This is a genomic window from Algoriphagus sp. (assembly GCF_029254265.1).
In the GTDB taxonomy this organism is placed as follows: Bacteria; Bacteroidota; Bacteroidia; order Cytophagales; family Cyclobacteriaceae; genus Algoriphagus.
The window spans coordinates 1-13,219 of the sequence record NZ_JAQWXX010000112.1 but is presented as its reverse complement, the minus strand read 5'-3'; the positions used below and the strand labels follow the sequence as shown (position 1 = coordinate 13,219).

General features: G+C 32.8%; 13 protein-coding genes. All 13 read right to left on the bottom strand.

The window, feature by feature from the left end; all coding sequences use genetic code 11:
* Nucleotides 1-241: 241 nt before the first annotated feature.
* The 13 genes from P8O16_RS17340 to P8O16_RS17280 all read right to left on the bottom strand — a co-directional run bounded on the left by P8O16_RS17340 (nt 242) and on the right by P8O16_RS17280 (nt 13,087).
* On the bottom strand, nt 242-535 hold the full coding sequence (locus P8O16_RS17340; RefSeq protein WP_300316724.1) for a hypothetical protein: 294 nt from the start codon (nt 533-535) through the stop codon (nt 242-244).
* A 50-nt stretch (nt 536-585) separates the two neighbouring features.
* The gene (locus tag P8O16_RS17335) at nt 586-1,716 is read right to left on the bottom strand and encodes a glycosyltransferase (protein ID WP_300316723.1); all 1,131 of its coding nucleotides are present in this window, start codon (nt 1,714-1,716) and stop codon (nt 586-588) included.
* Between the two features lie 8 nt (nt 1,717-1,724).
* Complete coding sequence (locus P8O16_RS17330; RefSeq protein WP_300316721.1) at nt 1,725-2,840, bottom strand: hypothetical protein; 1,116 nt, start codon at nt 2,838-2,840, stop codon at nt 1,725-1,727.
* 1 nt (nt 2,841) lies between these two features.
* A complete protein-coding gene (locus tag P8O16_RS17325; RefSeq protein WP_300316719.1) occupies nt 2,842-3,951 on the bottom strand; it encodes a hypothetical protein in 1,110 nt (369 codons plus the stop codon).
* Nucleotide 3,952: 1 nt separating this feature from the next.
* Nucleotides 3,953-4,732, bottom strand: coding sequence for a hypothetical protein (locus tag P8O16_RS17320; protein WP_300316717.1), 780 nt, complete (start codon nt 4,730-4,732; stop codon nt 3,953-3,955).
* A 145-nt stretch (nt 4,733-4,877) separates the two neighbouring features.
* Nucleotides 4,878-5,774 (bottom strand): hypothetical protein, encoded by an 897-nt coding sequence (locus P8O16_RS17315; RefSeq protein ID WP_300316715.1) that lies wholly within the window; start codon nt 5,772-5,774, stop codon nt 4,878-4,880.
* Nucleotides 5,771-6,925 carry a hypothetical protein gene (locus tag P8O16_RS17310; RefSeq protein ID WP_300316713.1) on the bottom strand — a complete coding sequence of 385 codons (1,155 nt, stop codon included), beginning with the start codon at nt 6,923-6,925 and terminating at the stop codon, nt 5,771-5,773. Before P8O16_RS17310 ends, P8O16_RS17315 begins: the two co-directional genes overlap by 4 nt.
* 25 nt (nt 6,926-6,950) lie before the next feature.
* A complete protein-coding gene (locus P8O16_RS17305; RefSeq protein WP_300316711.1) occupies nt 6,951-8,225 on the bottom strand; it encodes an EpsG family protein in 1,275 nt (424 codons plus the stop codon).
* Between the two features lie 58 nt (nt 8,226-8,283).
* Complete coding sequence (gene murB / locus P8O16_RS17300) at nt 8,284-9,153, bottom strand: UDP-N-acetylmuramate dehydrogenase (RefSeq protein WP_300316709.1); 870 nt, start codon at nt 9,151-9,153, stop codon at nt 8,284-8,286.
* On the bottom strand, nt 9,150-10,454 hold the full coding sequence (locus P8O16_RS17295; protein ID WP_300316707.1) for a polysaccharide biosynthesis C-terminal domain-containing protein: 1,305 nt from the start codon (nt 10,452-10,454) through the stop codon (nt 9,150-9,152). Before P8O16_RS17295 ends, murB begins: the two co-directional genes overlap by 4 nt.
* Nucleotides 10,454-11,314: a sulfotransferase gene (locus P8O16_RS17290; RefSeq protein WP_300316706.1), complete on the bottom strand. Its 861-nt coding sequence runs from the start codon at nt 11,312-11,314 to the stop codon at nt 10,454-10,456. Before P8O16_RS17290 ends, P8O16_RS17295 begins: the two co-directional genes overlap by 1 nt.
* A 4-nt stretch (nt 11,315-11,318) precedes the next feature.
* Complete coding sequence (locus P8O16_RS17285) at nt 11,319-11,855, bottom strand: hypothetical protein (protein WP_300316704.1); 537 nt, start codon at nt 11,853-11,855, stop codon at nt 11,319-11,321.
* A gap of 2 nt (nt 11,856-11,857) precedes the next feature.
* Nucleotides 11,858-13,087 (bottom strand): UDP-N-acetylglucosamine 1-carboxyvinyltransferase, encoded by a 1,230-nt coding sequence (locus tag P8O16_RS17280; protein WP_300316703.1) that lies wholly within the window; start codon nt 13,085-13,087, stop codon nt 11,858-11,860.
* Nucleotides 13,088-13,219 lie beyond the last annotated feature (132 nt).

Sequence of the window (13,219 nt, the reverse complement as noted above, 5' to 3'; positions counted from 1 at the left end):
GTTTGGATAGATTGGACTTCCCATCCATCCTCTAAATTGAGCAGGGTTGTGAAAAAATTCTCCGTAAACATCTTTTTGCTTAAAGATAACTATTCCATTAAATTCGTGGTAGAACCTTTATTAAAAATAATTATTTTATTCTAAAAAACCAAAGCTCGTTCACCTGCTTCTAATTTAGATTGATTGACATATTCAACATTCAAATAAATTTCCTAATGCCTTCCGCGATTGATTTGGGATATTATTCTACCATCAAGCCAAATTCGCAGTAATCCCTCACTTCTAGACAACCAATACAATTGGTCGCTAAAGTTCTTTTGCCTAATAAAACTCCTTTCCATAGAATCATTGATATTGCCTTAGAAATAGAAGTTATCATAAATACATCCTCCGCGGCAATTATTAGACACTGATTCTTAACAAAGCCTTTTAGTGAAACATACTGATCTAAACCCAATTTCTGAATTTGACTCAGCAGTAATTCTTTTAAAAAACCTTGTCCATAAATATCTATTTTAAACTCAAGTTGACTCAATTCACACAAAAATACCTATCTGAATACTGAGAATTATTCAACTTATTAGACTAATATATAATAGCATAAAAATCTTTAAGGATATCATTCTTTTGAAACTCCTTACCCTTAAGCTTGCTCAATTCGGTATAGTGCTTCACTGTATTTGAATCATTCATGCATTCCATCATCTTATCTGCAAAGGCTCTTGCTGTTCTTAAAGTCATCATTCCATATTTTCCAAATTCAATTACCTCCCTACATCCTGGAGTATCTGTTATTAAAACAGGTTTCCCCAAAATTAGCGCTTCACACAATACACTTGGTAAAGCCTCAGATACTGAAGTCATAACAAATACATCAGCTCTATTGATATATGCGAATGGATTTGTCTGATAACCCAGAAATATTACAGTTTCTTCTAATCCAAGTCTTTTGACCTCATTTTTCAAGAATGCTTCTTGATGACCTTTTCCTACTATTTCAACACGAAAGCGAAACCCTTGTTTTGTTGCAAGCGAGGCCGCAGCTATTAGTAAATCATATCCCTTAACCGGAATCAAGCTACCCACTGCAACAAACGTAAAAAGAGGTTCATCGAGAGTCAGAATAGGTAAATCTGCTTTTCGGCGAATATCATCTTCGTCGAAAAGATTATAAACTACTCTCATATCAGGAAATACACCCATCACTTCAGTGAACTCGCGCATGGCGTCATTCGACACAAATACAATCGTATCAAGTTGACTGTAGCGTTGCCGAATCACTTGCTGTCGATAAGCTTCATTTTGATAAAACTTATTGAAGTTTTTATTTGAAACATAAGAGGAATGAACCCATGTGACTTTCTTTGTTTTGGGTCTTAGAAATAACAATAGATCAGTAAAATTACTGTCCAAATAAGAAACCGCCGTGTCGTAATCAGTGTCAAGTTTATTCAGAAAAGCTCTTTTTAATGGCCATATGAAACCAAATTTCTTTTGTAAATATGCTAAAATACGAACAGTCTTATCATTGGTGAATAAGTAGCGAACATCTACTTCTACAGGTACTTGATTTACATAAACACCCTGATAACACACCACCAAAAGCGTAATGGAATATTTCTCATAATTAAATGCTCTTAACAACTTAATCAATGCATTTTCAGCACCTCCTCCAACAAGTGATGGAATTACAAAAAGAATTTTTTTCTTATTCATTTTAAAGGTTAGTCCCAAATAGTGTCAAGTTCATCTGAAGCTATAAATTCTACTTTAGGCCAACACTTCACAATTTCCTTAAGTAGAATTTTAAGTTGAGCTAAATTCTTTGTTCTGTTACTTTCTTCTATAAATCCAATATAATTTAACCTATGACTTCCAATAATAGCTGGCTTTTTACAATGGAATGCAATTTTGATTCGCTTCAAACAATCACTCACCCAATCAAACTGAGGGTCAAGACTTGGTTCAAAAAACGCATTTCGTATTAGATAACGTTGTCCCAAAGTGTTCTTTTGACCGAAATAATGGCTCTTATAAACATGCCGATGTGTCCCATCATCATCTAATATCGGAACAAGCTGATTAGTGATACCCTGCAAATATTTAACCCCCATAGTGTGTAACGACTTCTCAATACTGAAATCCCATATATAACAATTTGCAATAAATGAAAGGGAAGTATAGCCAAATAACTTCCTGAACACCTCCATACCCTGTTCGAGTATTTCCCCTTTATTCCCTTGCTCCTCGGTAGAGAAAAAATCTAGACCCTCCATATAGCCAAATCGCATTTTACTGGGTTCCGAACTGACACTAATCATTTGCCTTTCAAACGCACGCGATAGCCAATAGTCTTCACTTCTTAATCCCTCCATCCACTGATATACATTCAAATGTTCTCTACCATGATATTGAGGACGAAAAATTTTATTGTCCATTCCTTCCCTCCATAGATCAAACGAACCACTGTGAGACGGGTACCTTTTCAGGGTTTCTGTAAATGGCTCCCACAAGTATTGTTCAAACCCGTTTTTCTGAATTTTTTCAAAATCAGGATTAGCCATCACACTATTGGCAGTCAAAACAGCAGGACGACCTTGACTATCATTTACACTAGTTAACACCTCAAACAGTGCTTGTAAATCAGATTCACTTGCTAAGGAATCAAATTTCAAGTAGGGATCATTTTCAGGCTTTCCACCTAATCTCTGTAAGTCTTGAATAACTGCAGCACTTGGCATTCGAATACTTCCCCAGTCATCAGACTCAATAACCAAAAGTTGCCTATCGGTAGATTTGCCAGGAAGATTTTGGATATATCGCTTAAATTGATCCACCATTCTATTTCTGCATTAGCTGCCCAAGCTCAGCTGACGTAAAAAACTCTACATCAGGCCATTTTTTAGTTATAGATATCAATAAATGATGTAGATCTTTTAGTCCTTTGTCGCGGTTGGATTCATGAATTCTACTTACATAATTAACTCTGTGGCTAGATAGTATTGCAGGCTTCTTCCACCTAAAGGCGATTTCAATTTCTTTCATGGCTGAATCTACCCATGAACTATAGTTGGGTTTCGAAGGCTCGAAAATCACATTTCTTGTTAAATAGACTAATTTACTTTTACTTTCTTGCCCCAAATAGTGAAACCTTTTCTTTGTCTTACCAGCACCAATGGGTTCTATTTGGATTTTTGCAGCATTGATAAAATCAATACCCAAATTCTTTAAATGAGTTTCAAGACCGGTGTTAAAGGGGCCATTGGTTGGTACAAAATAACGGGCCTGATATCCTAATAAATCCTTAAACAACGCAATACCCTCCGTCAAAACATCTTTTAAATAATCTAGCTCTGACAATTCATCTATATCAAATGCAGCTTGATAATCACCTCTCTCCTCATTTGCCATATGAACATGTAATCCCGTGAGCGCTAAGTCAAACGTCCTCATAGTAGAGGGAAGTTTCTTCTCTAATCCTTTCATCCACCTATTAACATTTAAATGCTCCCTACCATGAAATTCAGGAACAAAGACATGATTGTCTAGTCCTTCTTTCCACAATGCCAGTAACCGATCTGAATTTTCATATTTTGAACAAGTCGATGTGAATGGCTCAAAAACATACTGAGTAAAACCATTTTCTCGGATCGCCTCAAAGTTTGGGTTTCCCATAATCACCAATGGAGTCATGACAGCACTTCGTCCATGTTTATCTTTGACAGAAGCCAAAACCGAAAACAATGCCTCTAAATCTCCATTGGTTTCTAGTCCATCATTATCTGTGAAAAAATTCTCATTAACAGCTATTCCCTCAGAAACCAAAATGTCACAAACTTGCTTAGATGGCATTCGGATACTACCCCAATCATCCGACTCTAAAACTACAATTTTGCGATTGGTCCTAAAGCCTGGAACATTACTTAAATTTCGAGAAAAATTTTCAAACATTTTATTTAATATTTAGCCTAAACAGGCGTTTTACTTTGGACTTGAATTTAAAAACAAAACGACTTAATTCTTTATAGATTAAATCATTAAAAATTTCTATTACTAATTTCTTTCTATTTTTATTATAACTAAATAAATTATTATTAAAACACGAAGAAAGCAATCCGGAATTTACTAATGAACTTATAATTGCATGACTTTTAAAAGGATGATAGAATATCTTTACGCCTGGTTTACCTAATAATTCTGATGCTCTCCTACTATCCCACTTATTAAATCTAGAAACATGAATGTAAAATTTTGTTTTACCATTGTAAAATTCAAGTAGATTATTGAGATTTTTAAATTTATCGATTGGATCCTTTATATTTTCAATTTTATTAAAAATCCTTTTCATTGAAAGAATGCCAGGATCATTTCGCAATATTACAGTTTCCCTATCCAGATAAGTATAAGGAGCAAAAGCAACTACTTTATCTGCATTAATCAAATAACCAACTAGAATTGCCGTAAAACCTCCCCCAGAATTCCCAGTAACAAGAATTTCTTTGTATTTTTTTGACTTAGTCTTTAAATAATAAATCATTTCATTAAATGATGAAAAAAAGGAATCTATTCCAGATAAGGTTAAACATAAAGTTCGGTCGTAAATAATAATTTTATTATAATTAGCCAAACCAGCAGAGAGAAAAAAAATATTATCTGGGGAATTAATTTTACCATTCAAACCTGGAAAAACAATTACAAGTTTTTTAGAATCGTTAAAATCTTCAATCAACATAAAATGTTATAAATTTAAGTAATATTTATGTTAAAGTAGTAATAGCAATTTTTACTTTAAATTTTAGGCTAATCAGTCAGCTTTTTTAAATCCAAGAAAAAGAAAAAAATAAGCTTACTGGTATCATTTTGGACAATTACGGGAATTACCAATAAAATATAAGATCAATTAGATTGGAGAAATAATTTAGCCAAGAATTCAATTCACTTTTTTTCTCGATGGTTCTAGAAGAGTGAATATATATTTCATTTTGCATCCGCATTTTATTCCCAGCTACCAGATGGGGAGCCAATAAAGGCCCTCTATTGATGAGCAAGTTAACCTCATCACTTTCTAGTACTCCTATTTTAGCGATAGTTACTTCAGGTCCATCAATCAATTCCTCATACCTTATCCTCTGATATGGCTTACCCAATGCAAAAAGCCAAGTTAAGAGGTTATCGGTGAGCCAAATTGCAAGTGAATATTGAAAGGACTGAGGATGCATATCTCGCTCGAGCCCTTGCGAAGGATCTTTCTTAAATTCTTTCTTAGTTGAGTTTAATACTCCACTGAAAGATCTAGTAAGATGTAAAATCTTGAACTTGACAGGGAGCCTTCTCAGTACAAGTATGTACTGAGCGTTCTTAGATGAATCAATCAAAACAGGATTACCACTTTCTTTAAAAAGAGTTTGATAAAGCGTTGCTTGATCTAAATAATAACTTCGTTGCAAAACAGTGGGAAAAAAACTATAAAAAAGGTTTTTAATTGTATTTTTGTTTCTTAATAATTCCTTTTGGGTCTTTTGGTAAACATCTATTGGTAAGATTCGTTTGGCTTCCCATTTAATTGCTACCTCGTTCCAAAACGAACAAGATCGTACATGCTGTCCACATGAACAATACTCATTTTTAATCAGGCCATTCTCAACAAAAAAAATGAGCTCACCAAGACTGTGATGGTTAGATAGATTCCCTATTGTAATATCTAATAACGTGCTACCTGAACGACCTGCACCTGCTATATAGTATATGGTTGGATGATTACCTTTCTTATTCAATTTGATATAATTGTCTTTATTATATATAATAGATTTTTAATTATTAATTTTATTCTATTTCTCTCCTTAGTTATTACACGATTATAAACATCAAAGTATTTTTCTCCAACACCTTTTAAATAAAAATAATTTTGAAAAAGCAAATTTGCTTCTTCTTGAGCCAATAAGTAAGACTGATTATCTAACAACAACTTAACAATCCTATTTTCATTATTTATTTTTGAGCTGGAATCAGCAACACTTCTCTCAGAGAAATTAGAACTAAATAATTGATTAAAGTTCTCCTTTAGCACCAGAACAGGCCAATCCATATTTACCGCTGGAGTTAAGGAAGGAATCCCCAGAGAAAGAGCCTCCATAAAACTTCTGCCAGTTCCAATCACAAAATCCGCCAAATACAAAAAATCAGCTCCTCTACTCGCTCGATCGTCTGTAATAATGGTGACTGGAAGATTATCTCTATTTATTACGTCAACAAATTTCGAAAATCTGATTTCATCTTGAATTCTACCAACAATGTATAAGTGAACTGGAAATTTATCATTTAAAACGTTTATCATTTTTAATGTATCCCAAAGCGTTTTTTCGTAAGCTCCTCCCAACCTACTAACCCTCATAAAATTAATTTTACTAGTATCTTTTGTTAAAGTCCTTTTTTCAATGGGCAAAAGATCTAATTTAGTTACTCTATTAGGAATCAGATGATAGTCATTTGCATTATAATGAATATTGGAATCGAACCAATTAAAATTCTCCTTACTAAAAAGTATTATGGAATCAGCATGCTGCCAATTCTTTCTCAAAGGATTTGGTCCACCACATTTGTTTAAAACAATAGGTATTTTAAAAGTACTGGGCAGAATCAACATCCAATTTAAGGACTCAGTATCGAAGCAATGAATCAAGGAAATTGATTCGCTGCGAATCAATTTTCCTAAATGTTTAAATAGTGATAATAAGTTATATATTCCAGCAAATGGTATATGGTATTTAAAGAACGGATTACTAGTAAGAACAGGACTAGAAACAGGCCCAAATGATACAACATTTAATTTTATTCCTTTACCAAGCTCCTTGCTTAACTGGTCCAAGGAATGATAATGACCACCACTCGCTTTACCTGCTGAATAAATAATTAATAAAATATTCATAACAAAATATAAATTTAATGGATTTTTACAAAAACCAGCCTAAAACTTCCCTAATTGATATATTAACTTCATTCCCCATAATTAAGGCAAAAAATGGAGCACAAAACAAAAAAATACTAGAATAAGTAAGTAACAAACTAATTTTAAAAATTAAAACTGACAAACAAAATAAAACTAAAGAATATAATAATAAATTAATGATGAATTTAGGTAAAAAACCATTATGTAAACTCCTATTTTGAATTACTAGAACAAAAACAGCTAATACATATAAACCGGCATTTGAATAAATCCGACTATAGACAGCAGGAATATCTTCAAGAATATTTGCTAAAGAAATCATGGACAATCCAATGGAAAACAAACTTCCCTCAAATGAATTCATATTATTAAAATAAATACCTGAAAAAATTATAATAAGAGCAGCACTCAGAATAGAAAAATATATTAAATTAGTTTTAGCAACATTTGTATAAAATCGAGTATTCGCAAATTTTATCTGATCTCTTTTATTCAAATAATCATCATCTTTAATATAGGATTTTGATTTATTCTGCCCTAGTTCAGTATTGCTAATATTTTGGACAATGGCTGATTTGGGGATAGAAAAAATAAAAGAAGCAACAAATAGTATTAAATAAAAAAATTTTGGAAGCCTTGTAAGTGTAACAATCAAAACTGGTACTACTATTAAGAAATATTGGAAATGAATTAAAATTGATAAAAATACAAAAAAAAGAAACTTTTTATTTTTAGTTTCTAAATAATTTAATATTCCATAAAATAAGACCCATGCTCCCGTATGATTTCGAATGGAATTAATGCCTTCAACATTCTTCCATAAGACAAAATATAATATAAAAAAAAAGAGTAGAAAACCCCTATTTTCGTCTTTAAATCGCTGAAGGATTAGAAATATAGACTCCACTAGAAAAAAACCATAGATAATAGACACTAGAAAATACAAAAGCCTAGGCGAATTAAAATAACCTGCTAAAAAAGAAAGAATATGTATAAAAATATCATCGTTAGTATTTTCATTTGGTTGAAAATTAAAAATTGCAATAGACTCATTAAAAAATTCTTCAAATCCTAAAGAACTATAATGATTAGCAACATTTAAAAGGTGTCTTGATGCATCAGTACCTTCTTCAAAAAATGCTGTAAAGCCATAAATCGATATAAATATGATGAAAATACTTTTTTTGGTTTTAATATCTTTATTTAAAAACCCATAGAAAATCATAACTATGGGAGATATTAAGAACATTAAATAAAAACTGAAATTTCTAGATTTCATTAAACATATCTTTACTATAAATCAAACCTCTAAAAAATAACATGAATAAATACAGAATTTAAATAATTCTTTGTTCAACCTCTAAGTCAACACCAAATTTATCTTTAACCTTTTTTTGAACAATACTAATAATCGCTAGAACATCATCCCCACTAGCATTTCCTATATTAATAATAAAACCACCATGTTTTTCAGATATCTGTGCACCACCAATTGTTAATCCTTTTAACTTTAGATCATCGATCATAGGCCCAACATAAAATCCATTAGGCCTTTTAAATACACTACCTGCATTGGGAAAATCTCGTGGTTGCTTTGCCCAACGTGAAGCCCTAATTGATTCCATTTTTTCCAGGATCTTAGAAGGAATCCCTTTTTCCAATTGAAGCCAGACCTTTAATACTACCTTATCTGTATTCGATTGAAAAAAACTATTTCGATACTTAAACCCTATATCCTCTTTACTTATCACTTTGATTTTCATATCTGCTCTGTCAAGATATTCGACTTTGACCAAGATATCTTTAATCTCTTCACCACTTGCTCCAGCATTCATAACCACTGCGCCTCCTAAGGAACTTGGTATATCATAAAAAGTCTCTAGCCCTGAAAGACCATTATCTAAAGCAAAATTGCTCAACTTCAGGGTGGACACACCCGCCTCGCCAACTATAATGCCTTCTGAAAGGTCATCAATAGTTAATGACGCAAAAGATTCTCCAATTAAAATAAAATCATTCTCATAATAATCTTTTGAAAGGATCAAATTATAGCCTCCTCCAATAATAATCTTATTATCCCCAAAATTATATTTTGAGAAAATCTCTTTAAAGTCCTCTATACATTCCGGAAAAAAAGCTCGTTTACAAAATGCAGTAATCTTGTAACTATTAAAAAGAGTAAGATCAAAATTTTCAATAATTTTCATTTAGTTGGTATAATTTTATATTTTTTTAGAACACCGAGTATAAGCATAAAATCCTCCTTCTTATAGAATAAGATTTCAGTCAATTTAATTTTTGTAAATCTTGAATAATGCCACACAAATAGTATGGCTCCCAATGTGTAGGTTATGGAGGAACTAAATGCAGCCCCTAGAGCACCATATTTAGGGATTAATAAGATATTCAAAATAATGTTTCCAATTAAAGCAGGTAACAAGGATTTAACCAAAAACAAAGGTTTACCCTGACCTGAAATATCCATATTTAAAACAATAAAAATCGTAAGCAAGGCAACTCCGGGCATCAGCATTTTCAAAACATCAACACTTGCTAAAAATGCATCTCCAAATAAGAGTAAAATTATAGGTTTTGCGAGTAAGATTAATATTAAACTACAAGAGACAATCACCAATAAAGATAATCTAAGCAATTGACATACCTTCAAGGAATATGATCTCTTATCGGTAGCACTTGCGCTTCTGGCAAAAACAATCGTCCCTAACAACATTGGAATTTGCCATAAATATTGAGTTAATACTGACCCTTTGCTATAGATTCCTGTTTCAAAAGGGGTGGAAATCTGTTCTAATATAATCACATCGAACCGATAATTCATATTTACGATTAGTAATCCAATCGCATAAGCGATGCCGAGTTTTAAAATGCTTTTAATTACAACCAAATCGAATTTGAAGGAAAACAACTTTGAAGCACCTATTTTCCAAAAAAGGATACCACTCATAACCCCTTGTCCGAAGGTTTGAGCCAACAATACACCTACAAGTTCCAATTTCAACACGTACACAAGAAAATATGTAAAAATTAATGTGGTCACATTGGGTATCCAATTAACCTCATTAAATTCTTTTATTTGATTATTTCCCAAAAAAACTCCTGATAAATACGTGTTTAAAAGTGAAAAAGGAATAGGTAATATAGAAAGCATGATCAACTCAAGTGAAGGCTTATTAGCTAACGTAAAGTACACTAATCCAAAGGAAACAAGTACACTAAAAATACTACTAAATATCCAAAGATGAATAATGGATTTAAAAACAACTTCTTCATCAGCCATTTTTCTACCAATTAGAAAAGCTGAAGACTTACGAACACCTAATGCACCAAATGTTATAAATAAACTTGGATATACTAAAATAGAAGCTAATATTCCATTCATTTCAGGCCCTAAACTCCTAGCAACAATGACAGCAGTTAACAGACCAGCAAAAATAATAATAACCTTAGATCTGAATATACTTATTAAGTCTTGAACAATAGTTCTCATCAATAAACCGACTTATCTTTTAACTTTAATTTATATTCATCCAAGATTTCATGATAAAAAATAAGATCGCTCTTTAGTAATTGTTCAAGCTTTCCCCTAGTAGCAAGCTTCATCTCAGGAGGTTTTTGTTCCATTCTAAAACGATTTAAAAAATTACGACTAGCTCCTACCATACCAAATTTCTGCAAACCATAGGCTATTTTTATAGCCAATCTATTTTGAGGAATGCTGGCTTTATTCTTCTTGGTAGTTTCGCTTTTAACTTCATTTATATTTTTAATTTTATCTACGCCTAGAAAATCAAATACTAAATTCAAAAGATTAAACTCATTTGTCGTAAGCAATTCAAATGGAATGATCATAACATTTTTTTTCTCAAAATGTCGATATACATTTTCAAACTGAGAAGCATATTTGCTACGAGCTAAATAAGAATACATTTTGAAATTGTAATAATTTTTTTTTACTCTACTAGATTCATATTCAATTACATTCTCAAATGAATAAATTTCCCTACCCATGGACACTTGATGCCAATAGTGTGAATAAAGGCGATCGATAGGATGCCGTATTACAAAAATCAATTTCACATCAGGAATCGTATTTTTGATACGCTCTATGCTTCCAGGGTTAAATGCGCAATCAGCAGATGTCTGACCTACTACTCCAACCATTTCTTCAAAAGGAATAAAGGCTTTTTCATACCATGAAATTCCATTTTTCCAAATTTCATCATTATCAAAAAAACTCAAGTCCATTGACCTTTCAGGCATCAAAATCTGAGGATGCCTTCTGATTAAATTATCTAAATAAGTTGTACCACTCTTCATGATACCTGCAACAATAAAACTAGGAAGCATAATTTTAATTTCTTATTTTTTTTGTAATTGCAGGAATTCCAAATGCAAAATGAGAGGCTAACACGCTTTTAGTAACTAGCGCTGATGAGCCAACTCGAGAATATTCTCCTATTTCAATTGGTCCTAATACTTTACAATCAGTGAACAACTTAACACAATTCCTAATGGATGGATAACCTTTATCATCATCGCCTGATTTGCCATGAGATCCAAGCGTAACACCTTGCCAAATCATTACGTCATCACCTATTTCGACACCATTTCCTATAACAATACTCAAAGGATGAGGAAATAAAATCCTTCTTCCAATTTTAGCTTGATAGGATATGTCACAATTATATCTGATTAATTGCCTTTTTTTTAAAAATAATATTATCAAAGAAAAAAATGAATTTCTTCTTTCATGCAAAAACCTACCTATTCTATAGTTTAAAACAAGACGAAAAGAGACATTAAAAAATAAAATAAGAAGAGATCGAGAAAAACTTTCCCCTCCATGGTTTTTAATATCTTCTTTCAAAACAGATATTAATTGAATCATTTTTATTTAGTTAATTGAATTAGTTTCTCGTCCAAATATTCGTAACCACGCCTAATCTGCCAATCATCTTCTATCACTACCTCTTCCTCACAAGTCATTCCTGCCAACAGCAATGCAATTCCTGCTCGTAAGTCCAACGCTTTGACAGTAGCTCCATTTAATGGCGCTCCTCCGTGAATTACTAAGAGATCTCCTCTTACTTCAGTTTTAACCCCCATTTTGTTCAATTCATTTGCGTAAGCATAACGACCGGGAAACCTCATATCGACAATTTTTGACTCCCCTTTGGATAATGCGCCATACACTGCAAATAAGGGCTGCATATCAGAATTAATGCCGGGATACGGACCAGTGCTAATTTCAACAGGGTACGGAGTTCCCCCTCTTACTATTAAAGAGTTTTCGCCTTTGTAAAATTTCATCCCACTTTCTTCCAAAAAAATTAAGGGTACTTCCAAGTGATCAAAGGGAAAATTCTCAATCTCTACATCGCCATTGGTAATTACAGATCCAATGGCCCAAGTTAATGCCTCCATATTATCCGGAATAACACTGTGCTTAACCCCACTTAATCCTTCTACCCCTTCGATAACAATACATTTTTGACCAAAAACTTGGATTTTGGCACCCATTTTATTGAGCATAGTGACCAAGTCAATGATTTCTGGACGAATGTGAGGATTGTACAAAGTAGTGGTACCCCGAGCTATGGAAGCAGCTATTATTGAGTTTTCAGTCGCACCAGTTGACCGAATAGGAAGGTGTATTTCATTAGCAATCAAATGACCCGCTTTTGCCTTAGCACATAAGTATCCGTCTTCTTCCCAAACCTCTGCTCCAAGTTGCTCCAATAGCATTACATGAAGATCAAATTTTCGTTCGCCAAGCTTACATCCACCGGGAAGTGGAACTCTACCTTCTCCTGTTCTTGTGGTTAAAGCACCCAGAATTAATAGTGTGTTCCTGATAGATCTGCCGTTCCACTCCAAAACACTTTTTACTCCAAAATCTTCAGAGATAGTTACTGTATCTTCAAATGTTGAGATTCTCTTACCTAATACACCAAGCATTTCCAAATGAACTTGCACATCGAGCAAACCATTAGGAAAATTTTCCAAAGATAAAGTTTCGGAAGTTAATAATGATGCTGCCAAAAGTCGCAACGAGCTGTTTTTTGCACCACCAACTTTAACCTTGCCTTGAAGGCGAGTTTTTGAAATAGTAATTGACATTAGCTTTTAATTATTTTGGTTCTACCACGAATTTAATGGAATAGCTATTTTTAAGCAAAAAAATGTTTACGGAGAATTTTTTCACAACCCTGCTCAATTTAGAGGATGGATGGGAAGTCCAATCTATCCAAA